Annotated in this window: 16 protein-coding genes; 6 read left to right on the forward strand and 10 right to left on the reverse strand. The window is 72.5% G+C overall.

What is annotated here, in order from left to right:
- Nucleotides 1-18: 18 nt before the first annotated feature.
- Nucleotides 19-1,338, reverse strand: coding sequence for an MFS transporter (locus ACZ7LE_RS17050; RefSeq protein WP_470404422.1), 1,320 nt, complete (start codon nt 1,336-1,338; stop codon nt 19-21).
- An 83-nt stretch (nt 1,339-1,421) separates the two neighbouring features.
- Between ACZ7LE_RS17050 and ACZ7LE_RS17055 the strand changes: the two genes are divergently transcribed.
- A complete protein-coding gene (locus ACZ7LE_RS17055; protein WP_470404423.1) occupies nt 1,422-2,471 on the forward strand; it encodes a GlxA family transcriptional regulator in 1,050 nt (349 codons plus the stop codon).
- Between the two features lie 179 nt (nt 2,472-2,650).
- Here ACZ7LE_RS17055 and ACZ7LE_RS17060 read toward each other — a convergent pair whose 3' ends face one another.
- From ACZ7LE_RS17060 to ACZ7LE_RS17070, 3 genes are all read right to left on the reverse strand, one after another.
- Nucleotides 2,651-4,534, reverse strand: coding sequence for a right-handed parallel beta-helix repeat-containing protein (locus ACZ7LE_RS17060; protein WP_470404424.1), 1,884 nt, complete (start codon nt 4,532-4,534; stop codon nt 2,651-2,653).
- Between the two features lie 214 nt (nt 4,535-4,748).
- Nucleotides 4,749-6,650, reverse strand: a complete 1,902-nt coding sequence (locus ACZ7LE_RS17065) for a right-handed parallel beta-helix repeat-containing protein (RefSeq protein ID WP_470404425.1) — start codon at nt 6,648-6,650, stop codon at nt 4,749-4,751.
- Between the two features lie 83 nt (nt 6,651-6,733).
- Nucleotides 6,734-9,160: a glycoside hydrolase family 95 protein gene (locus ACZ7LE_RS17070; RefSeq protein WP_470404426.1), complete on the reverse strand. Its 2,427-nt coding sequence runs from the start codon at nt 9,158-9,160 to the stop codon at nt 6,734-6,736.
- Nucleotides 9,161-9,319: 159 nt separating this feature from the next.
- Between ACZ7LE_RS17070 and ACZ7LE_RS17075 the strand changes: the two genes are divergently transcribed.
- Entirely contained in the window at nt 9,320-10,024 is a 705-nt protein-coding gene (locus ACZ7LE_RS17075; RefSeq protein ID WP_470404427.1) for an AMIN-like domain-containing (lipo)protein, read from the forward strand.
- A 37-nt stretch (nt 10,025-10,061) separates the two neighbouring features.
- Here the strand turns inward: ACZ7LE_RS17075 and ACZ7LE_RS17080 are convergent, their stop codons facing one another.
- The 3 genes from ACZ7LE_RS17080 to murA all read right to left on the reverse strand — a co-directional run bounded on the left by ACZ7LE_RS17080 (nt 10,062) and on the right by murA (nt 13,324).
- Nucleotides 10,062-11,111 carry an NAD(P)H-dependent glycerol-3-phosphate dehydrogenase gene (locus ACZ7LE_RS17080; protein ID WP_470404428.1) on the reverse strand — a complete coding sequence of 350 codons (1,050 nt, stop codon included), beginning with the start codon at nt 11,109-11,111 and terminating at the stop codon, nt 10,062-10,064.
- Entirely contained in the window at nt 11,108-11,863 is a 756-nt protein-coding gene (locus tag ACZ7LE_RS17085) for a lysophospholipid acyltransferase family protein (protein ID WP_470404429.1), read from the reverse strand. Before ACZ7LE_RS17085 ends, ACZ7LE_RS17080 begins: the two co-directional genes overlap by 4 nt.
- A 144-nt stretch (nt 11,864-12,007) precedes the next feature.
- Nucleotides 12,008-13,324, reverse strand: a complete 1,317-nt coding sequence (gene murA / locus ACZ7LE_RS17090; protein WP_020013735.1) for a UDP-N-acetylglucosamine 1-carboxyvinyltransferase — start codon at nt 13,322-13,324, stop codon at nt 12,008-12,010.
- Nucleotides 13,325-13,606: 282 nt separating this feature from the next.
- On the opposite strand from murA, the gene ACZ7LE_RS17095 reads away from it, so the two are divergent.
- Nucleotides 13,607-14,989, forward strand: a complete 1,383-nt coding sequence (locus ACZ7LE_RS17095) for an MFS transporter (RefSeq protein ID WP_470404430.1) — start codon at nt 13,607-13,609, stop codon at nt 14,987-14,989.
- 116 nt (nt 14,990-15,105) lie between these two features.
- Here ACZ7LE_RS17095 and ACZ7LE_RS17100 read toward each other — a convergent pair whose 3' ends face one another.
- Genes ACZ7LE_RS17100 through ACZ7LE_RS17110 form a run of 3 tightly spaced genes read right to left on the reverse strand, consistent with a single transcriptional unit; the run spans nt 15,106 to nt 18,160 of the window.
- Nucleotides 15,106-16,017, reverse strand: coding sequence for a hypothetical protein (locus ACZ7LE_RS17100; RefSeq protein ID WP_470404431.1), 912 nt, complete (start codon nt 16,015-16,017; stop codon nt 15,106-15,108).
- Complete coding sequence (locus tag ACZ7LE_RS17105; RefSeq protein ID WP_470404432.1) at nt 16,014-17,045, reverse strand: ABC transporter ATP-binding protein; 1,032 nt, start codon at nt 17,043-17,045, stop codon at nt 16,014-16,016. The genes ACZ7LE_RS17100 and ACZ7LE_RS17105 overlap by 4 nt, the downstream gene beginning before the upstream one ends.
- The gene (locus ACZ7LE_RS17110; protein WP_470404433.1) at nt 17,042-18,160 is read right to left on the reverse strand and encodes a LolA family protein; all 1,119 of its coding nucleotides are present in this window, start codon (nt 18,158-18,160) and stop codon (nt 17,042-17,044) included. Before ACZ7LE_RS17110 ends, ACZ7LE_RS17105 begins: the two co-directional genes overlap by 4 nt.
- A 143-nt stretch (nt 18,161-18,303) precedes the next feature.
- On the opposite strand from ACZ7LE_RS17110, the gene ACZ7LE_RS17115 reads away from it, so the two are divergent.
- From ACZ7LE_RS17115 to ACZ7LE_RS17125, 3 genes are all read left to right on the forward strand, one after another.
- Nucleotides 18,304-18,987 (forward strand): response regulator transcription factor, encoded by a 684-nt coding sequence (locus ACZ7LE_RS17115; RefSeq protein WP_470404434.1) that lies wholly within the window; start codon nt 18,304-18,306, stop codon nt 18,985-18,987.
- A complete protein-coding gene (locus ACZ7LE_RS17120; RefSeq protein WP_470404435.1) occupies nt 18,987-20,333 on the forward strand; it encodes a sensor histidine kinase in 1,347 nt (448 codons plus the stop codon). The genes ACZ7LE_RS17115 and ACZ7LE_RS17120 overlap by 1 nt, the downstream gene beginning before the upstream one ends.
- Nucleotides 20,334-20,446: 113 nt before the next feature.
- A complete protein-coding gene (locus tag ACZ7LE_RS17125) occupies nt 20,447-21,169 on the forward strand; it encodes a hypothetical protein (RefSeq protein WP_470404436.1) in 723 nt (240 codons plus the stop codon).
- Nucleotides 21,170-21,189: the final 20 nt, after the last annotated feature.

The following is a 21,189-nucleotide window of genomic DNA, read 5'->3' on the forward strand; positions in this document are numbered from 1 at the left end:
ACGTGCCGGCCGGGTGGCTCAGGCGGCTGCCGCGTCCGGGGCGGCGGTCTGGCGGACGCGGCGGATCACCAGCGACATCAGCGCGGCACCCGCGCACAGCGCGCCCGCGCCGTACCAGACGGCGTCGTACGAGCCCGTCATGTCCCGCACCAGGCCGCCCGCGAAGGCCACCACACCGGCCCCGACCTGGTGCGACGCAAGCACCCAGCCGAACACGATCGGCGCGTCCTCGCCGTAGAACTCGCGGCACAGCGCGAGCGTCGGCGGCACGGTCGCCACCCAGTCCAGCCCGTAGAACACGATGAAGAACAGCATCGGCATCTCGACGTGCGGGGCCATGAGCGACGGCAGGAACAGCAGGGCGACGCCGCGCAGCGTGTAGTAGACGCCCAGCAGCACGCGCGGGGAGAACCGGTCGGTGAGCCAGCCGGACCCGATGGTGCCGATCACGTCGACCACCCCGATCACGGCGAGCAGGCTCGCGGCGACCGTGATGGGCATTCCGTGGTCGTGCGCGCCGGGCACGAAGTGGGTGCGGACCAGCCCGTTCGTCGTCGCGCCGCAGATCGCGAACGCCCCGGCGAGCAGCCAGAACGGGCCGGTGCGGGCGGCGTCGAACAGGGCGGTGACCGCGCGGCGCGCCGCGCCGCGCGTCGGGGCGGGCTTGGGGGCGTAGGTGCCGCCGTAGGGCGCCAGGCCCAGGTCCGCGGGATGGTCGCGCAGCAGGAAGAGCACGAGCGGGATCGCCACGAGCGAGGCGATGGCCACCGTGACCGACGCCGGGCGCCAGCCCTGGTTCTCGACGATCCACGCGAGCAGGGGCAGGAAGACGAGCTGGCCCGACGCCGTCGCCGCCGTCAGCACGCCACTGACCAGGCCGCGGCGCGCCACGAACCAGCGCCCCGTCACGGTGGCGGTGAACGCGAGCGCCATGCTGCCGCTGCCCACGCCGACCAGGAGCCCCCAGCCGAGCACGAACTGCCAGGGCTCCGACATCCACACGGTCGACAGGGCGCCGCCAGTGATCACCACGAGCGCCACAGCGACCACGGGGCGCATGCCGAACCGGTCCATGAGGGAGGCGGCGAACGGCGCCGTGAGCCCGTAGAGCACCGACTGCAGGCCGACGGCGAACCCGATGGTGGCGCGCGACCAGCCGAGCTCCGCGTTGAGCGGGTCCACGAAGAGGCCGGGCGCGGCGGTGAACGCCGCGGCGCACATGACGGTCACGAAGCTGACCAGGGCGACCCACCAGGCGGGGTGGATGCGGGGCGCGGTGCGCCGCGGTGGCTGCGCGGTGTTCTGGCCCGCCGGCACGGGGACGTCTGTCTGGGTCACGGGATCAGCATGCTGGCGCGGGACGGCGGGAAACAGTGGCCGGAGGGACACACAACGCTAGGTTCGGGCCATATGATCGGGACATGGCTCAGCACACCCCGCCCCGGCATCGCGTGGCCGTCCTGATCCGGCCCGGCTTCATCCCGTTCGAGCTCGGCATCCCGCACCGGATCTTCGGTATCGCGCGCGACGCCGAGCACCGGCCCCTGTACGAGGTCGTGACCTGCACGCCCGGCGGCCCGGGCCTGGTGCGGTCGGACTCCGACGTGCTGGTCCAGGTCGAGCACGGGCCCGAGGTGCTGGAGACGGCGGACACCGTGGTGGTGGCGGCGTCGCACACCTCCGGGCCGGACGGTACGGACCCGGCCGCCGGCGACCCGCAGCTCGAACCCGAGCTCGCCGCCGCGCTCGCCCGGATCCGGCCCGGAGCCCGGCTCATGTCGATCTGCACGGGCGCGTTCGTGCTCGCGGCGGCGGGGCTGCTCGACGGCCGCCCCGCCACGACCCACTGGCTGGAGAGCGACCGGTTCCGCCGGCTCTACCCGCGTGTGGAGCTCGACCCGGACGTCCTGTACACCGACGACGGCGACGTGCTCACCTCCGCGGGCGTCGCCTCCGGCGTCGACCTGTGCCTGCACGTGGTGCGGCGGGACCACGGCACCGCCGTCGCGCAGGACGTCGCGCGCCGCACCGTGGTGCCGCCCCATCGCGACGGCGGCCAGGCGCAGTACATCCGACGACCCGTGGGGATCGAGCGGGCGGTCGAGCGGGCCGCGACCTCGGGCGCGGCCGCCGCGGGGAGCCGCGGCGCCGGCACGGCCGCCGCCCGCGCCTGGGCGCTGGACCGGCTCGACGAGCCGCTGACGCTGTCCGACCTGGCGCGGCACGCCGCGATGTCGGTGCGCACCTTCACGCGGCGGTTCCGCGACGAGACCGGCGAGAGCCCCGCCCAGTGGCTCACGCGCCAGCGGGTCGAGCACGCGCGGACCCTGCTGGAGACCACGGTGCTGCCGGTCGAGCAGGTCGCGCGGCGGTGCGGGTTCGGCACGGCGCAGTCGCTGCGGGCCCACGTGACGGCGGCGCTGGGCGTGACGCCGTCGGCCTACCGGAGGACGTTCCGCCGGGCGGCGTGACGGACCCGCGGACCGAGCGACGTCGCTGGTCGAGCGACGCCGCTGGTCGAGCGACGCCGCTGGTCGAGCGACGCCGCTGGTCGAGCGACGCCGCTGGTCGAGTGACGCCGCTGGTCGAGCTTGTCGAGACCTGATGAGGTCTCGACAAGCTCGACCAGCGAAACAAGCTCGACCAGCGGTTACGGGACCGGGTACGGGAAGGCGTCGGTGACGCCGATCTTGTCGTACTCCATCAGCGAGGCGTCGAAGTCGTCCTCCCAGTTGCCGTTGCTCACCTCGTTGCACTGGTAGGACTGGTACGACTGATCGGTCGTCTCCCCTACCTCGATGTTGCTGAACGAGAACGCACAGCCCCCGGCGTCCATGTGCACGCCGCGGGTCCCGCTGTCCGGCATGGCCCCGGCGGGGTCCGGGATGACGTCGCCGATCACCATCTGGTCCACGGTGTTCTGGACGGGGTGCGGCTCCTGGTTGTCGACGCCGTAGGTGTAGAACGCGCCCATGTCACCGGAGTCCAGCCCCGCCTGCTCGATCCGGATGTACCGGAACGTGTTGTGGTCGGTGTACTGGTCCCCGTCCACCACCTCCGGGCGGGACTCCAGGCTGATCCCGTAGCGCGCGGAGTGCTCGACGTGGACGTGCTCGACCGTGTTGTCGCCGGTGCTCATGAGCTCGATCCCGGCGGCGTCCCCCGGCACCAGCTCGCCCACGTGGTCGATGTACAGGTTGCGGAAGGTGTGGTGGTGCGACAGGTCGCCCTCTCCCGGCCAGCCGCCCTCGACCTTGACGCCGTCCGCGCCCAGGTTCTCGAACAGGCTGTCCTCGACCGTGAGGTGGTCGTTGGCGAACAGCGCGTAGACGCCCGTGAACCCGGTGTCGCGGACGTGCATGCCGGTGAGCGTGACGTCGCTCGTGTTCTCCAGCGTGACGGCCCCGAACCGGTTGCGCGGCATCTCGATCTGCCGGTCGTACTCGGGGTACTTGTGCTCGACGCCGGAGTCGCCCGCGCTGATCCACCCCGCGCGGTACCAGCCGAGGTAGTCGGAGTACTGGACGCCGATACCGTCGAACGTGATGTCGTGCGCCCGGTCCTCGGGCGAGGCGCCCTTGACGTCGAGTACCTTGGCGACCGTCGGCCGCATGACCCGCACGCCGTCCATGTCGCCGCCGCGCGGCTTGTAGTAGACCTCCCCCGCCTCGTGGTCGAGGTAGTACTCGCCCGCCTGGTCGAGAAAGTCCAGCGAGTTCTGCAGGAAGTACCGGGACCCGCTGCGGGTGTTCATCATCGCGTACCGCGTCCAGTGGTCCAGGATGATCTTGTTGTCGCTGTCCGCGGTGTCGGCGTTCTTGATCGGCACGGTGTCGGTGAACCAGCTCCACGAGCCGCCCGACCAGATGGTCACCTGCGCCGGCCAGCTCGTGGAGGACCCCAGGTCCGCCGACTCGTCCCAGTCGCCCGGGTTGTAGCCGATCTGGTCCCGGACCCCCTCCTTCTCCGGCTCGATGAGCCGCGAGACCAGGTACGGCGCGTGGGTGTCCGCCGACGTGCGGTTCGGGTGCCGCGCGGTCGTGGCCCGCTCGCCGTCGACGAAGAGCGTGTAGAACGGCGCGTCGGTGTCGACCGTGGCCCGGTAGATGCCGTCCCGGAAGGGCTCCCACCCGGTGACCTCCTCGGCGCCGACCAGGTTGGCCGCGCCGGGGCCGTCGCTGCTGCGGTAGACCACCTGGTTCCCGTCGGCGCCCGAGTCCTCGTCGGTCAGCTCGATGGTCTCCGTGACGGGGTAGTCACCCGCCGCGAGATTGATCGTGATGTCGCACTTCATCCGCCCGGGGCGGTTTAGGCCCGCCTCCCGGACGTGGTCGCGGGCCCGCTCGATCGTGCGCCACGGGTCCTGGGCAGTTCCCCGGGCGTCGTCGTCCCCGGACGGGGAGACGTAGAGCTGCGGGCACCGGCCCGCGCCCAGCGCGGCGAGGCTGTCGAGCGCGGCGCCGCCGGTCAGGCCGGCCACCAGGCTGAGCGCGGCGACGGCTACCGCGCCGTCCCGGATCCATTGTCTGGACATCGTCGTCCTCTCGGTCGATGAACACGTGGTCTGTCGAGATGTCGGGCGCGGGCCGAATCGCACGGGCCGATCGGTACCCGCTGGTCGAGCTTGTCGAGACCCGGTGAGGTCTCGACAAGCTCGACCAGCGGAGGGTCGACCGGCGGAGGCTCGACCAGCGGAGGGTCGGCCAGCGGAGGGTCGACCAGCGGAGGCCCGACGCGCGATTACGGGGTCAGGACTCCGGGACCGGGTACGGGAACGCGTCCGTCACGCCGATGAGGTCGTACTCCATCTTGCTGGCGTCGAAGTCGGCCTCCCAGTTCCCGTTCGTCACCTCGTTGCACTGGTAGGACTGGTACGACTGGTCGGTCGTCTCGCCCACCTCGATGTTGCTGAACGAGAACGCACAGCCGCCGGCGTCCATGTGGATGCCCCGGGTCCCGCTGTCGGGCATCTCGCCCACCGGGTCGGGGATGACGTCGCCGATCACCATCTGGTCCACCGTGTTCTGCACCGGGTACGGGTCCTGGTTGTCGACGCCGTAGGTGTAGAACGCGCCCATGTCACCGGAGTCGAGGCCGGCCTCGTCGATCCGGATGTACCGGAAGGTGTTGTGGTCGGTGTACTGGTCGCCGTCGACGACCTCGGGGCGGGACTCCAGGCTGATGCCGTACCGCGCGGAGTGCCGCACGTTCACGTGCTCGACGAGGTTGTCGCCGGTGCCCATGAGCTCGATGCCCGCCGCGTCGCCGGGCACGAGCTCGCCCACGTGGTCGATGTACAGGTTGCGGAAGGTGTGGTGGTGCGAGAGGTCGCCCTCGCCCGGCCAGCCGCCCTCGACCTTGACGCCGTCGGCCCCGAGGTTCTCCAGGAGGGAGTTCTCGACGGTCAGGTGATCGTTGGCGAACAGCGCGTAGACCCCCATGAACCCGGTGTCGCGGATGTGCATCCCGGTGAGCGTGATGCCCGTCGTGTTCTCCAGCGTGACCGCACCGAACCGGTTGCGCGGCATCTCGATCTGCCGGTCGTACTCGGGGTACTTGTGCTCCTCGCCGGAGTCGCCCGCACTGATCCAGCCCGAGCGGTACCAGCTCACGAAGTCGGAGTACTGGATGCCGATACCGTCGAAGGTGATGTCGTGCGCCCGGTCCTCGGGCGTGGCCCCCTTGACGTCGATCACCTTGGTGACCGTGGGCTTCATGATCGTCACGCTGTCGATGTCGCCGCGCGGCTTGTAGTAGAGCTCGCCGGCCTCACGGTCGATGTAGTACTCGCCCGCCTGGTCCAGGAACGGCAGGGCGTTCTGGATGAAGTAGCGCGACCCGCTGCGGCTGTTCACCAGGGCGTACCGCGCCCAGTAGTCGAGCGTGGCGAAGCCCTTGCGGTAGTCGGCGCCGCCGATCGGCACGATGTCGGTGAACCAGCTCCACGAGCCGCCGGACCACAGGGTGACCTGGGCGTCCTTGAGCGGGTTGCTCTCGGGGGTGTCGTCCCAGGCCGGGTCCCAGTCGCCGTCCTGCCAGTACAGCCACTGGTGCACGGCCTCCTTCTCGGGCTCACCGAGCCGCGAGAACAGGTACGGCCCCTGGGTGTCGTCCGAGCCGCGGTTGGGGTAGCGGGCCAGCTCGGAGCGTTCGCCGTCCTCGAAGAGCGTGTAGAACTGCTTGTCGGGGTCGACCTGGGTCTTGTAGATGCCGTCCTGGTACTCCTCCCAGCCGGTCACCTCCTCGGCGCCCACGAGGTTGGCCGCGCCTGGGCCGTCGCTGCTGCGGTAGACGACCTGGTGGCCGCCGCCGCCCGAGTCCTGCTCGGTGAAGCCGATGGTCTCCGTGACGGGGTACTCGCCCGCCGCGAGATTCACGGTGATGTCGCACCGCTGCCGGCCGTCCTTGTTGAGGCCCTTCTCCTGGATGTACGCGCGGGCCCGGTCGACCGTCCTGAACGGGTCCCGGGCCGTGCCCTTGCCCTGGTCGTCGCCCGTCGGGGACACGTACAGCTGCTGGCACTTCGCGGACGTCGCCGCGATCGCGGCGTCGGCGAGCCGGTCGAGCGCGACCCCGCCGCCTCCCGCGGCGGCGACCAGGCTCAGCGCGGCGACCGCCACGGTGCCTGTCTGAATCCAGTTCCTGGACATCTGTGTCCTTTCGTAGGTGCGGTTCTTGCGGGTGGTTCGGTGAGGTGGGTCAGTCAGTGAGCTGGGTCAGGCAGCGAGGTGGGTCAGGCCGTCGGTTCGACGACGTACGTGGCCCCGCGGCGCGTCCGGAAGACGGCGAGGCCGTCCTCGGGGCGTTCGACGTCGACCGGGCCGCCGGGGCCCGAGACGCGGACCCGGCCCTCGGTGCGCAGCCGGATCGTGTTGCCGGCCAGCGACTGGATCCGCGCGCCGTGGAGCCGCCCGTCGCGCCAGGTGACGGCGAGCTCGAAGGCGCCCCGGGTGCGCAGGCCGCGCACCCGCCCGGTCGGGAAGGCCTCCGGCAGGCACGGCAGCAGCCAGACCTCACCGGAGTGGCTCTGCACGATCGTCTCGTTGATCGCCGAGGTGCCCCCGAAGTTGCCGTCGATCTGGAACGGCGGGTGCAGGTCGAACAGGTTCGGCGCGGTCCGGCCGGGCGAGAGGAGCTGCTTCAGGTGGGTGTAGACGCCGTCCCGCTGGAGCAGCCGGGCGCGGATGTTCATCTTCCACGCGAGCGACCAGCCCGCCGTGACCGCGGGACCGCGCAGCTCGAGCGACCGGTTGGCCGCCGCGGCCAGCTCGGGCGTGCGCCGCGGGGTGATCTGGTCGCTGGGGAACACGCCCCACAGGTGCGAGACGTGCCGGCTGGTCTCCTGCGCGGCCTCCTCCCAGTCGATCAGCCACTCCTGGATCTGCCCCAGGAAGCCGATCTGGTTGGGTGGCAGCTGCTCGCGCGCGGCCAGCGCCTGCGCGGCCATCTCGCGGTCCTGGCCGAGGACGGCGGACGCCCTGTCGAACGCCGTGAACAGGTCCCGCAGGATCTGCATGTCCATGGTCGGGCCGGCGCACATGCTCACGCCCACGTTGTCGATGTCGTGGTGCTTGAGCTCGGGCGAGTGCGAAGGGCTGGTGACGAGGTAGCCGGTCGCGGCGTCCTGCACGAGGGTGTCGAGGAAGAACTCGACCGACCCGCGCAGCACCGGGAAGTACTCCCGCAGCACGTCGAGGTCACCGGTGTACTCGTAGTGCTCCCAGAACAGCAGCGAGAGCCAGGCGCCGCCGGTGGGCCAGACCCCGTAGTACGCGAAGTCCACGGGCGCCGATCCCCGCCACAGGTCGGTGTTGTGGTGCGCCACCCAGCCCTTGGCGCCCCACATCTTCTGCGCCGTCCGGGCGCCGGACTCGGCCAGCTCCTCGATCATCGCGAAGAGCGGCTGCCAGCACTCGGCGAGGTTCGCCGGACCGGCCGGCCAGTAGTTCATCTGGCAGTTGATGTTCAGCGTGTACTTGGACTGCCACGGCGGCAGCATCTGGTCGTTCCACAGCCCCTGCAGGTTGGCGGGCTGGCCCGGCGTCCGCGAGCTGGAGATCAGCAGGTACCGGCCGAACTGGTAGTACAGGGCCGCGAGCTGCGGGTCCTTGCCGTCGCGGAAGGCGGCGACCCGCTGGTCCGTCGGCAGGTCGACGGACGCCGAGGTGCCCAGGTCGATGTCGACCCGGCCGAACATCTCCTGGTGGTCGCGCACGTGGGACCGCCGCAGGATCCCGTAGCCCTGGGGCGTGGCCCGCTCCAGCGGGGCCACCGCCGCCGCCAGGTGGTCGCCGCCGACGTCGAGGTAGTTGCGGTGGCTCGTGCCGATGGACAGGACCAGCGTGACGGCGTCCGCGCCCCGCACGTGCAGCCCGGTGTCGTCGCAGGTCACGCTCCCGCCCTCGGGCACGGCGCGGACCAGGCTGACGAAGCGGACCTTGCCCTCCAGGCCCTCGGCCTCACCGCTGATGCCCTCCAGGGCGAGCGTGCGTGCGTCGTGGGCGTAGGTCGACGTCTCCTGGAGCGACGTGTACCCGGCGTCGAACGAGATCGCCCCGCGCTCGCTCGCGGTGAGGCGGACGACGATCACCTGGTGCGCGTGGCTGCCGAACACCTCCCGGGTGTGGCGCACGCCGTCGGCCACGAACGACGTGGTGCTGATCGCCGTGGTCAGGTCGAGCGACCGCTCGTAGCCCGTGACGTCCTCGGTCAGCCCGGGGAAGGCCAGGTGCAGGTCGCCGACCGGCTGGTACTGCATCTGCTCCGTGGGGCGGCCCATGAACCGCTCGTCCGCGAGGTTCTGCGCCTCCAGCCACTTCTCCTCGCTGATGAGCCGCCGGATCTCCGGCAGCGCCTCGTGCCCCGACGGGTCGGCGTAGTCGTGCGGGCCGCCGGCCCAGACGGTGTCCTCGTTGAGCATGAGCTTCTCGGCGGCCACGCCGCCGAACACCATGGCGCCGAGCCGGCCGTTGCCGATGGCGAGCGCCTGGAGCCACTCCTGGGCGGGCGCGGTGTACCAGAGCCGCATCGGGTTGGTGTCCGAGGCGTCGCCGCCCTCGGGCTCGGCCGCCGCGCTCGTGGGGGCATGCCCGGCGAGCGCGAACGCCCCGGCGGTCAGGCCCGTCGTGCGCAGGAGGTCTCTTCGCGTGATCGGATTCATCGAGCGACTCCTTCGTCCTCTTTGTCATCACCGTCATCACCGTTGAACGACGCGGGGCTAAATGTAGTACGTCACATGTATCACAAGTCAAGAGTTAAGACCGGTCCCGTTCGCCGATCGTGACCGACCAGTCCGCGCCCCAGGCCCTACGCTGGGCACATGGGACGAGCCGGACACCGCACAGCCCTGCTGGTCGCCGCCTGCGCGGCGTTGCTGCTGGCCGGGTGCACGGGCGCGCAGGGCACGGGCGGGCCGGAGCTCAGCAACACCAGCCCCGTGCCGGTGTCCCCCGACTCCGACGCGGAACCGACGTCGTCGCCGTCGTCGAGCGGGTCGGACGACGACTCAGCGGACGACGGGGACGACGCCCCCGAGCCGAGCGCCTCCGCGACCGAGACCGAGTCCGGCCCGGCCTTCCCGGCGGACACGAAGCCCGACACCGCGGCGCCCGCCGGGGAGGGCGAGACGTTCCTGAGCGTCACCGACGTGCGCGTCGCCGCGCACGACGGCTACGACCGCGTCGTGTTCGACCTCGACGGCACGGGCAGCGGCAAGCCGGGCTGGCGCGTCGAGTACGTGGACCAGGCGTCCGACGACGGCTCCGGGGACGCCGTCGCGGTGGACGGCGACGCGATCCTGCGGGTGTCGCTGTCCGGCACCGCCACCCCGATGGACAGCGGGGTCGACGAGTTCTCGGGCGACCGCATCGAGCCCGACGGCACCGAGTCGGTCGAGGAGATCGTGTACCGCTACTGGTTCGAGGGGTACACGACGGCGTTCATCGGCGTGGACGACGGCGAGCGGCCGTTCCGCGTGTTCCTCCTGGAGGACCCGATGCGCGTCGTGGTGGACGTGCGGCACTGACCGCCCGGCGCCCGCCGCCGAGCGGTGCCGCCCAGGATCAGCCCGCGACCTCGGACTTCTGCGGCCGGGCGAGCAGCGTCGCCGCGAGGTCGGACAGCGGCAGGTTGCCGGCCAGCACCTCGACGACGCCGGCCGTGATCGGCATCTCGACGTCGTGCGCCCGCGCGAGCTCCAGCACCGACTGCGACGACTTCACGCCTTCGGCCGTGCCGCCCGTGGCCTTGATCGCCTCGGCGAGCGTGAGCCCTTCGCCCACGTGCTTGCCGAGCCGGTGGTTGCGCGACAGCGGCGACGCGCACGTCGCCGTCAGGTCGCCCATGCCGGCCAGGCCCGCGAACGTGGCGGCGTCGGCCCCCAGGGCGAGGCCCAGGCGCGTGATCTCGACCAGGCCGCGCGTGATGAGGGTCGCCAGCGTGTTCCAGCCGAAGCCCTGGCCCTGGGCCATGCCGGCGGCCAGGGCGATGATGTTCTTCACCGCGCCGCACAGCTCCACGCCCACCACGTCGGTGTTCGTGTAGGGCCGGAAGTACCCGGTCGAGCAGGCCGCGGCCACGAGCTGGGCCGTGGCCTCGCTGCGCGAGGCGACCACGGTCGCCGTCGGCTGCCGCTCGGCGATCTCGGGCGCGAGGTTGGGCCCGGAGACGACGGCGACGCGCTCGTCCGGCAGGTCCAGCACCTCAGCCATGACCTGGCTCATGCGCTTGTCCGTGCCGAGCTCGACGCCCTTCATCAGGGAGACGACGACGGCACCCGGCGCGGCGACGTCGTGCACCAGGTCCTTCATCGACTCCAGCGTGGCGCGGGCGACCTGCGACGGCACCGACACGACCACGATGCCGGCGCCCGCGAGGGCGACGGCCGGGTCGGTCGTGCCGTGCATCGGCGGCAGCTGCACGCCCGGCAGGTACTTCTCGTTGCGGTGCGTCGTCTCGACGGCGTGGAGCACCGCGGCGTCGCGGCCCCAGAGGGTGACGTCGCACCCGGCGTCGGCCAGGACCATCGCGAACGTGGTGCCCATCGAGCCGGCGCCGAGCACGGCGACCTTGGGCTGCGTCGAGGCGCCCTGCGCTCCTGTCGCCGCGCTCACGGGCGCTCCACCGGGGGGTAGGTCGTCATCTTGGCCTCGTAGTCGGGGTGCTTGCGGAGGTCGAAGCGCGGCTTGGGCGCCACCTCGCCGCGGATCTGCTCCAGCTCGGCGGTGATGGCGTCCATGATGCGACTCGTGGCCTCGCGCAGGGTGGCGGTGTCCTGGGGCCGGTCGTACAGGTCGCTCAGGTCCACGGGCGGGCCGGTCTGGATGGTCACCTTCTTGCGCGGGAACGGCTTGAGCACGCGGCTGTACCGGCCGAGGATCTCGGTGACGCCCCACTGCGCGACGGGCAGCACCGGCAGGCGCGTCGTCAGCGCGATGCGGGCCACGCCCGTCTTGCCCTCCATCGGCCAGTAGTCGGGGTCCCGGGTCAGCGTCCCCTCCGGCAGGATCGCGACGCAGGCACCGTCGCCGAGCTGGCTCGCGGCGTCCTTCAGCGACTCGGCGGACTTCGTGGAGTCCCGGTCCACCGGGATCATCTTGGTGCCCCGCAGGGCCCATCCCGTCAGCGGCGAGTCGAACAGGCCGCGCTTGGCCAGGATGCGGGGCTCACGGCCCATGTCGAAGAGGTAGTGCGCCAGCGTCAGCGCGTCGAGCTCGGTGACGTGGTTGGCCGCGGCGATGAACCCGCCCTTGGCCGGGAAGTTCTCCCCGCCCTTCCACTCGTACTTGCACAGCGCGAACATGAGGTTCCGCACGATGAACGCGACGAAGCGATACATGCGTGACTCAGGGCGTGGGATGGACACGGCCGAAAGGATACTCGGCCAAGCTGCCCTCCCCCGCCCCGCGACGCGTGGCACCCGGGCCAGGTGGAACCGAACGTAGGCCTGGTCGCCTCATGAGATCTCATGAGGCGACCAGGCCTACGTTCGCCGACGGGGTCCGCTGTCTCAGCCGCGGACGACCTCGGCGCCCAGGGCCTCCAGCTTGTCCTGGAAGTTCTCGTAGCCGCGGTCGATGAGACCGATGCCGCGCACCGTGGACTGGCCCTTGGCGGCCAGCGCCGCGATGAGGTGGGAGAACCCGCCGCGCAGGTCCGGGACCTCGATGTCGGCCGCGGAGAGCGGCGTCGGGCCCGAGACGACGGCGGAGTGGTGGAAGTTGCGCTGGCCGAACCGGCAGTCACGACCGCCCAGGCACTCCTTGTAGACCTGGATCGTGGCGCCCATCTTGCGCAGCGCGTCCGTGAAGCCGAAGCGGTTCTCGTACACGGTCTCGTGCACGATCGACAGGCCGGTGGCCTGCGTGAGCGCGACGACGAGCGGCTGCTGCCAGTCCGTCATGAAGCCCGGGTGCACGTCGGTCTCCAGCACGATGGACTTGAGGTCGCCGCCGGCGTGCCAGAAGCGGATGCCGTCGTCCTGCACCTCGAAGCGGCCGCCGACCTTCCGGAAGGTGTTCAGGAACGTCATCATCTCGGGCTGGGTGGCGCCCTTGACCGTGATGTCGCCGCCCGTGGCCAGGGCCGCCGAGGCCCAGGAGGCGGTCTCGATGCGGTCGTTCAGCGCGGTGTGGGTGTAGCCCTCGAGGCGGTCGACGCCCTCGATGCGGATCACGCGGTCGGTGTCGACCGAGATGATGGCGCCCATCTTCTGCAGCACCGCAATGAGGTCCATGATCTCGGGCTCGATCGCCGCGCCCGAGAGCTCGGTGATGCCGTCCGCGCGGACCGCCGTCAGCAGCGTCTGCTCCGTGGCGCCCACCGACGGGTACGGCAGGGAGATCTTGGTGCCCTGGAGGCGGCGCGGCGCCCGCAGGTGGATGCCGTTGGGCCGCTTGTCCACGACGGCGCCGAACTGGCGCAGGATGTCGAGGTGGTAGTTGATCGGCCGGTCGCCGATGCGGCAGCCGCCCAGGTCCGGGATGAACGCCTCACCGAGGCGGTGCAGCAGCGGCCCGCAGAACAGGATCGGGATGCGGCTGGAGCCGGCGTGGGCGTCGATGTCGGCCACGTGGGCGGACTCGACGTTGGACGGGTCGAGGTCCAGGATGCCGGCGTCGGTGTCGTACTTGACGTTCACGCCGTGCAGGTCCAGGAGCCCCGAGACGACCTTGACGTCACGGATCTGCGGAACGTTCCGCAGCACGCTCGGGGTCTCCCCCAGCAGAGAAGCCACCATGGACTTCGACACGAAGTTCTTTGCGCCTCGAACGGTGATGGTCCCGTTGAGCGGGTTGCCGCCGTTCACATACAGCAGATCGTTCATATCCTCGTCGTCGTCTCGTTCGTTCCGATGATGGATGTCCGATGGCGGAGCCTCCGGGAGCCCGGTCGATCCTGCCCCTCACCGCCGGTCGTGCCAACACGGCAGCCGGTGGGAGTATTCACCGTTCACCACACCTTCACTCGCGACGCACCAGGTCGCAGTTCGACACGCCGCTCGTGCACAGGGCCCGCGCATGCCGCCGTCGGCAGCCTACGTCAAGACCCCATCCATATCGCGAGACGGCCTTCCCGGATCGCGGACACCAGGCCTAACCTCGCGGGCATGAGCACCTCCGCAGCGCCGACCGCCGGGACCCCCGGCGGCGGGCAGAGCACAGCGCCGGCCGGCAATCCCCGCGGCCGCGTCGTCGTCGCCTCCCTCATCGGTACGTCCATCGAGTTCTACGACTTCTACATCTACGCGACGGCCGCCTCGTTGGTCTTCCCGACGCTGTTCTTCCCGAACGCCGAGGACCCCACGACGCAGCTCCTGTCGTCCTTCGCCGTCTTCGGCGTCGCCTTCGTGGCGCGACCGGTCGGCTCGGTCCTGTTCGGGCACTTCGGTGACCGGATCGGCCGCAAGGCGACGCTGGTCGCGTCGCTGCTCACGATGGGTGTCGCGACGGTGCTGATCGGCCTCATCCCGGCGGCGGCGACGCCGGGCTGGGCCGTGGCCGCGCCGGCGGTGCTCGTGCTGTGCCGGTTCTGCCAGGGCCTCGGGCTCGGCGGCGAGTGGAGCGGCGCGGCCCTCCTCGCCACCGAGAACGCGCCCGAGGGCAAGCGCGCCATCTACGGCACGTTCCCGCAGCTCGGCGCGCCGATCGGCTTCATCCTCGCCAACACGGTGTTCATCGCCCTGTCCACGTCGCTCACGCCGGAGCAGTTCGCGGCCTGGGGCTGGCGCATCCCGTTCCTCGCGTCGGCGATCCTCGTGATCGTGGGCCTGTGGGTGCGGCTCTCGCTGCTGGAGACGCCCGCGTTCCGCAAGGTGCTCGAGGCCGAGGCCGTCAGCAAGGTGCCGGTGGCCCGCGTCTTCCGCACGTCGTGGCGCAAGATCGTGTCCGGCACGTTCATCATGCTGGCCACCTACGCGCTGTTCTACCTCATGACGACGTTCACGCTGAACTACGGCGTCGCGCCGACCGCACCCACCGACGGCTCTCCCGCCGGCCTCGGCTACGAGAAGATCGACTTCCTCTGGATGCTGATCGTGGGCGTCGTGTTCTTCGGCGTCTTCACGCTCGTGTCCGGGCCGATGGCGGAGAAGTTCGGCCGCCGCAAGCACCTCATCTGGGTCACGGTGGCGATCATCGTGTTCGGCGCCCTGTTCGTGCCGCTGTTCGCCGGGGGCGACCTGGGCGTGCAGACCCTGCTGATCCTCGGCTTCACGCTCATGGGCCTCACGTTCGGCCCGATGGCCGCCGTGCTGCCCGAGCTGTTCCCGGCCAACGTGCGGTACACGGGCTCCGGCATCGCGTACAACCTGTCCTCGGTGCTGGGCGCGGCCGTGGCCCCGTTCATCGCCGTGTGGCTGTGGGCCGAGGCCGACGGCTCCCCCGTGCTCGTGGGCGTCTACCTCTCGGCGATGGCCGTGATCACGCTGGTCGCGCTGCTCCTGACGCGCGAGACGCGCGACGTGGACTACGCGGACAACGTCGGCGACTGACCGCCGCGCCGGCCCGCGCTCCGAGCGCCGACGCCGTCGCGCACCCTCCGCACGGGGGTGCGCGACGGCGTTCGTGCGTCCGGGGCCGGCGCTGCGCGCGGCCGTCCCTATCCTGCTCAGCCGTCGCGCGTCGTGAGGCGGGCGTACGCCAGGGACATGCCGATCACGAGGTAGCACAGCGCCCGGAACGCGCCCTCGCCCAGGTCGCCGGTGGCCACGGGGTCCCGGATCAGGTCGACCAGGCTGCCCAGCGACTGCGGCAGCAGGTACGGGTGCAGCCAGTCCAGGGCCGAGATCTGCAGCAGCACCCCGGACACGATGAGCCCGCCGAGCACGCTGACGACCACCAGCATGGGGTGCTCGGTGGACGCCGAGATCGCCAGCGCCACCGCACCCACCGCCATCAGGTAGAGCGTCGCCCAGGCGATCGCGACGGCCAGCCGCCCCAGCACCTCCGGGACGGACAGCTCGGTCCCGGACATCGACGCCAGGTTGTCCGTCCCGGCCAGGACCAGCCCGGTGACGAAGCCGGACGCGACGACGAGCGTGGCCGCGACCAGGGCGACCGCCAGCACACCCACGGCCTTGACCAGGAGCAGCCGGCCGCGGGCCACGGGCGCGAGCAGCCAGCCGCGCAGCGCCCCGTGGGACTGCTCACCGGCCAGCGCGTCCCCGGCCGCCATCGCGACCGTGAGCGGCAGCAGGAGCATCAGCAGCGTCATCAGCGAGCCCAGCGGCAGCACGAACGCGCTGGTGGCCATGGTCACGAAGATCGGCGGCTCCCCGCCGGGCCCGTCCGGACCGGGTCCGCCCGTGGCGGGGGCGGCCGCGCCGTCCGCCGTCAGGTCCACGGCGATGCCGGTGATCACGGGGAGCACGGTGAGCAGGCCCAGCACCACCAGCGTCCGCGGACGCCGGAAGATCCACCGCAGCTCGGCCCGCAGCAGGCGGCCCACCGGGGCGCGCAGGCGGTCCGGCGCCGGGTCGGGGGTCGGCGCCGGGGTGGTGACCGAGGCCTGGGCGGTCATCGGACCGGCTCCCGGTCCGGCGTCGGCCGGGCGGCGGCCTCGGCGGGCTCGCCGACGGCGCCGTCGCCCGTCGCCTCCCCGAGGTCGTGCGTGAGCCGCGCGAAGACGTCCTCCAGCCCGGTGCGCTCCCGCCGGGCCTCGTCGACCCGGACCCCCGCCCGGACCAGCGTCTCGATCACGGTCGCCGGCGTCGTGCTCGTGAGGTCGACGCGCACGCCGGTGGGCGCGAGCCACGCGGTGACCCGGCGGTCGCGCAGGGCGGCCGCCGCGGCGGCGCCGTCGGCGGTGGTCACGAGGAGCGTGGGGTTGCCGGACTCCAGCAGGTCGTCCAGCGGGCCCTGCGCCACGACGACGCCCGCGTTCAGCACGACGACGTGGGTGCACGTGGCCTCGACCTCCCCCAGGAGGTGCGACGAGACGAGCACCGTGACCCCCTGCGCGTGCAGCTCCGCGATGATCCGGCGCACCTCCTGCGTACCGGCCGGGTCGAGACCGTTCGTGGGCTCGTCCAGCACCACGAGCCGGCGCGGGACCAGCAGCGCGGAGGCGAGCCCCAGCCGCTGCTTCATGCCCAGCGAGTACGCGCGGTACTTCTTGCGGGCGGCACCCGCCAGCCCCACCCGCTCCAGCGCCGCCGAGACGGCGCCGTCGAGCTCACGTCCGGACAGCAGGGGTTCGGCGGCGGCGAACCGCAGCAGGTTCTCCCGGCCGGACAGGAACGGGTGGAACCCCGGCCCCTCGACCAGCGCCCCGACGTGCGGGAGCACGCGGTCCACGGCCCCCGGGACGGGGACGCCCAGCAGCTCGATCTCGCCCTCGGTCGGCTGGACGAGACCGAGCAGCATGCGGATGGTCGTCGTCTTGCCGGAGCCGTTGGGCCCCAGCATCCCGACCACGGCGCCCTGCGGTACCTCCAGGTCCACGCCGTCCACCGCGACCGTGCCGCGGTAGACCTTGCGCAGGCCCCGCGTCCGGGCCGCCGGTGCGGCCTGCCCCGCGACGGCCGGTTCGGGCGCCGGTCCGGTCACTGCTGGTCCAGGGCGTCGACGAGCACCTGCCGGGGCACCGCACCGGCCGCGAACCGGCCGTCGTCGGTGACGATCGCGCCGCCGACGGTGATCCGGACGTAGGAGCCGGAGCCGAACTCCCCGGACACCGGCTGGCCGATCTGGGCCAGGAGCCCGGCGACGTCCTGCTCGCCTCCCGCCGAGCCCGCGTCGGCGGGCACCGTGCCCACCACCACCGCGTCCCAGCCGTCGCCGACCGTCGTCAGGCTCTCCCCCGGGCCGCCCGCCCGGCCGGCCTGGCCCGCGTGCTCGCCCTGGGCCTGCGCGACGTCGCCCGCGTCCGTGGTCTCGACGTCGGCGCCCGACGGCGGCGTGAACTCGAACAGGCCGGCGTCCTGCGCGCCCACCTCGAACTCGGTGAAGCCGAGCGACAGGACCGGCTCGGACCTGCCGTTCGCGTACACGTCGAACCGCAGCGGCACGCGCGTCTGCTCGTCGATCGCCACCGTGACCTCGCGCAGCAGCGTCTTCTCCGACGGCTTGGGTGTGAGCACGAGCTCGTAGGCGGCGCGGTCGGCGACCCGCGCCGTGCCGTCCACGACGATGTCGCTGGTCGGGCGCAGGTGCTCGATGAGCTCGGTCGCCGCCTGCGCCGGGTCCGCCATCCGTGCCTCGGCGTGGCCCTGCTTCCCGGAGACCTTCCCGGCCTGCTGCTCGGCGTGCTCACGAGCCGCCGCGAGGTCCGCGTCGTCCCAGGTGAGGTGCCGCGCGCTGTTCTCCTGCGAGTCGTAGGCCCACGCCTCGTCGGCGTTCTTGACGAACGTCAGCTCCGACGTCGGCCGCTCGACCTGGACCCGGGCGGACTCCGCGCCGTCGTGGAACACCCGCACCGACTCGAAGTCGAGGGCGTCCGCCCCGGGCACGGCGGGCAGCCCGAGCTCGTTGCGCACCTCGGCCACGCCGTCGAACGCGGGCGGCGTGGCCTCCAGCGCGGACGTCACGAGCTGCTCGGCGTCGATCGTGGGGAGCACCGGATCGTCGTCCGCGCCCGCGGGCAGCGCGGTGAGCGCGAGCCCGCCCAGCCCGACCGCGATCCCCGACCCGGCGGCGACCAGCGCCTTCGTCCTCGGCCTCATGTCCCGCTCCTTCGCGTCCGGTACCAGTCTGCTCCTTCCACCATCCCCCGGGGCGGCTGAGACCTCGCTGAGAACGCCCGGCCCGCACGCCGGCCTACGCGTCGGCCTACGCGTCGGCCACCGCGTGCGGCATGCTGGCAGGCATGAGGCCGCAGATTCTCGTGGTCGACGACGAGCCGGGCGTGCGCAAGGCGCTGGACCGCGGCCTGCGCGCCGAGGGCATGGACGTCACGGTCGCGGCCGACGGCCCGACGGCGCTGCGCCTGGCGCGGACCGGGTCGTTCGACGCGGTGCTGCTGGACATCATGATCCCGGGCCTGTCCGGGTACCGCGTGCTGCAGGAGCTGCGGTCCGCCGGCGTCACCACACCCGTGCTGCTCGTCTCCGCGAAGGACGGCGAGGTGGACCAGGCCGACGGGCTGGACCTCGGCGCCGACGGCTACGTGGTCAAGCCGTTCTCGTTCGTGGTGCTGCTCGCCCAGCTCCGCGCCGTCCTGCGCCGGGCGGCCCCGAGCACGACGCGGGAGCCGATCCGGCTCGGGCCGCTGACCGTCGACCGCGGGGCCCGCGCCGTCCGCTACGACGACGTCGACGTGCCCCTGAGCCCGCGCGAGTACGCGCTGCTCGTGGCGCTGGCCTCGCGCGCCGGGACGGTGTGGACCAAGCAGGAGCTGCTGACCGAGGTCTGGGGCGACGAGCAGGCCGCGACCCGGAACGTCGTCGAGGTGTACGTGGGCTACCTGCGCCGCAAGCTGGCGGACGCCGGCGCCGCCGACCTGGTCCGGACCGTCCGGGGGCAGGGGTACCGGCTCGGAGGCGCGCCCTAGTGCGGGCGGCACCGGGCGGGCGCCGGGCCCGCGGGCCCTGGGCGGGCGCGTCGCTGCGCCTGCGGGTCACCATCCTCGCGACGGCGGTCACGCTGGTCTGCCTGCTGGGCCTGGCGCTGGTCGCGGGCCGGGGCCTGGGGCCGCTCCTGACCGGGGCCGTGGACGACGAGCTCCGCACGGCGCTGAGCGGGGCCGCCCGCGACGTCGTCACGGGCGCGGAGCCCGCCCCGGCCGACGGCCTGGAGGTGCGCGTGCTGGACACCGCGGGCGGCGCCGTCGACGACGCCCCGCCGCCTGCCCTCACGCGCGACCAGGTGCGCGCGCTCAAGGCCGGGACCCCGGTCACCGCGGGCGACCGGCAGCAGGTGCGCCGGCTGGGCACCGTGGTCACGGCGCCCGACGGCAGCCAGCGGCTCGTCGTGGTCGGCACGGGGCTCGTGGGGCAGCGCGCCGCCGAGGCGTCGGGCGGCCGCTGGCTGCTGGTCACGGCCCTCGTCGGGACGGTGGTGGCCGGCGTCGCGATCTGGTTCGCCGTCGGGTCCGCGCTCGTCCCGGTCGCGCGGATGCGCCAGTCCGTGCGCCGGCTCGCGCCCGGCGCCCGGGTGGAGGTGCCCGACGGCACGGCCGGCGAGCTGCGCGCCCTCGCCGACGACTTCAACGAGCTGCTGGACCGGCAGGAGGCCACCACGGAGCGGCTGCGCCGGTTCACGGGCGACGCCGCGCACGAGCTGCGCTCGCCCGTGGCGTCCATCCGCCTCCAGTCGGAGGTCGCGGTGGCCGACCCCGACCCGGCGCTCTCCCAGGAGGTGCACGCCGACGTGCTGGCGGACGCCGAACGGCTGTCGGCCCTGCTCGACGGGCTGCTGGCGCTGGCCCGCTCGGACGCGGGCGAGCTGCCCCCGTCGGACGACGTGGACCTGGTGGGCGAGGTGCACGCGGCGGTGGCACGCGCCGGGGAGCAGCCGGTGCCGATCGTCGTCAACGCCGCCGCCGACCAGGTCTGGGCGGCCGCCGCGCGCACCGAGACGGGGCTCGTGCTGGACAACCTGCTGCGCAACGCCTGCCGGTACGCCGGCACGCGGGTCGTGGTCTCGGTGCTCGCGGGCCGGTCCACCGTGCGCGTGCTCGTCGACGACGACGGCCCCGGGGTGCGGCCCGAGCACCGGGACAAGGTGTTCGACCGCTTCTACCGCGTGTCCGACGACCGCGCGCGCACCTCCGGCGGCGCCGGGCTGGGCCTCGCGCTGGTCGCCGAGCTCGTCCGCCGCCGGGGCGGCCGGGCCGCCGTCGGCGAGTCGCCCGACGGCGGCGCCCGGTTCACCGTCGTGTGGCCCCGGGCCCGCTGACCTGACCTGCGCGCCGGTGCGGCGCCGTGGGTGTCACCCCATAGGCTGAATGCACCATTTGTTCCTTGCACTCGAACGGGTGCTCAGACTTGTGCTCAGAGAGGTCGCTGACGATGTCGTCGTCGCACGCCGCACCCGATCCTTCGGCACCGCCCGCAGCGCCCGAGGGCGCGCGCGCCGCACGCCGCGTCCCCCAGGAGCTCTGGATCGCCGTCATCACGGCGGTCGCCACCATCATCACGGCGGTCATCGGGACCGTGCTCGCGGTCGACGCCGGGACCGTGGAGGTCCGCGTGGTGGGCGACGGCCCCGGCAGCGCGGAGCTGCAGTCCGCCGTGGACCGGCTGGAGGCGGAGAACGCCGAGCTCAGGTCCGCCAACGAGGACTACCGGGCACAGGTCGAGGAGCTGCGCGGGCAGGCGGGCACAACCCCGGCCGGGACGGACGAGGGCGCGGACGGCGGCGAGGAGGACGGCGCCGTCGTCCGGCGTGCGACGACCGAACCGATCTCCCTGGCCGAGTCGGGCTGCCTCGACCTCGACTCGCTCGAGGCCGACGCGCCCAACTGGGACGTCGGCGACGAGGGCGACGTCTGCGTCGACATCTTCAACAACTTCATCGGCACCGACCTCACCGTCGTGGACGAGGAGCCGTCGCTGGCCGACTGCGAGGCGCAGACGCACCTGCGCGACGACGTCGGCGACGTCGCGGCGGTCGTCGGCCGGTACGTCTGCGCCTGGACGGACGGCGGGCGCCTCGCCCGCATCGAGATCGTCGACGCCGAACGGTCGGAACGGACCGACCTGGCCGTCACGGTGTGGGAGACGCAACACTGAACGGCCGCTGATCAGGGCGT

It is taken from the genome of Promicromonospora sp. NPDC110617 (assembly GCF_055598465.1).

Bases quoted from the DNA above. Each gene is read 5' to 3' on its own strand.
- ACZ7LE_RS17060 (WP_470404424.1), bottom strand. From the start codon at position 4,534: ATGTCCAGACAATGGATCCGGGACGGCGCGGTAGCCGTCGCCGCGCTC.
- ACZ7LE_RS17075 (WP_470404427.1), top strand. From the start codon at position 9,320: ATGGGACGAGCCGGACACCGCACAGCCCTGCTGGTCGCCGCCTGCGCG.
- ACZ7LE_RS17055 (WP_470404423.1), top strand. From the start codon at position 1,422: ATGGCTCAGCACACCCCGCCCCGGCATCGCGTGGCCGTCCTGATCCGG.
- ACZ7LE_RS17125 (WP_470404436.1), top strand. From the start codon at position 20,447: ATGTCGTCGTCGCACGCCGCACCCGATCCTTCGGCACCGCCCGCAGCG.
- ACZ7LE_RS17095 (WP_470404430.1), top strand. From the start codon at position 13,607: ATGAGCACCTCCGCAGCGCCGACCGCCGGGACCCCCGGCGGCGGGCAG.
- ACZ7LE_RS17065 (WP_470404425.1), bottom strand. From the start codon at position 6,650: ATGTCCAGGAACTGGATTCAGACAGGCACCGTGGCGGTCGCCGCGCTG.
- murA (WP_020013735.1), bottom strand. From the start codon at position 13,324: ATGAACGATCTGCTGTATGTGAACGGCGGCAACCCGCTCAACGGGACC.
- ACZ7LE_RS17070 (WP_470404426.1), bottom strand. From the start codon at position 9,160: ATGAATCCGATCACGCGAAGAGACCTCCTGCGCACGACGGGCCTGACC.
- ACZ7LE_RS17100 (WP_470404431.1), bottom strand. From the start codon at position 16,017: ATGACCGCCCAGGCCTCGGTCACCACCCCGGCGCCGACCCCCGACCCG.
- ACZ7LE_RS17110 (WP_470404433.1), bottom strand. From the start codon at position 18,160: ATGAGGCCGAGGACGAAGGCGCTGGTCGCCGCCGGGTCGGGGATCGCG.
- ACZ7LE_RS17115 (WP_470404434.1), top strand. From the start codon at position 18,304: ATGAGGCCGCAGATTCTCGTGGTCGACGACGAGCCGGGCGTGCGCAAG.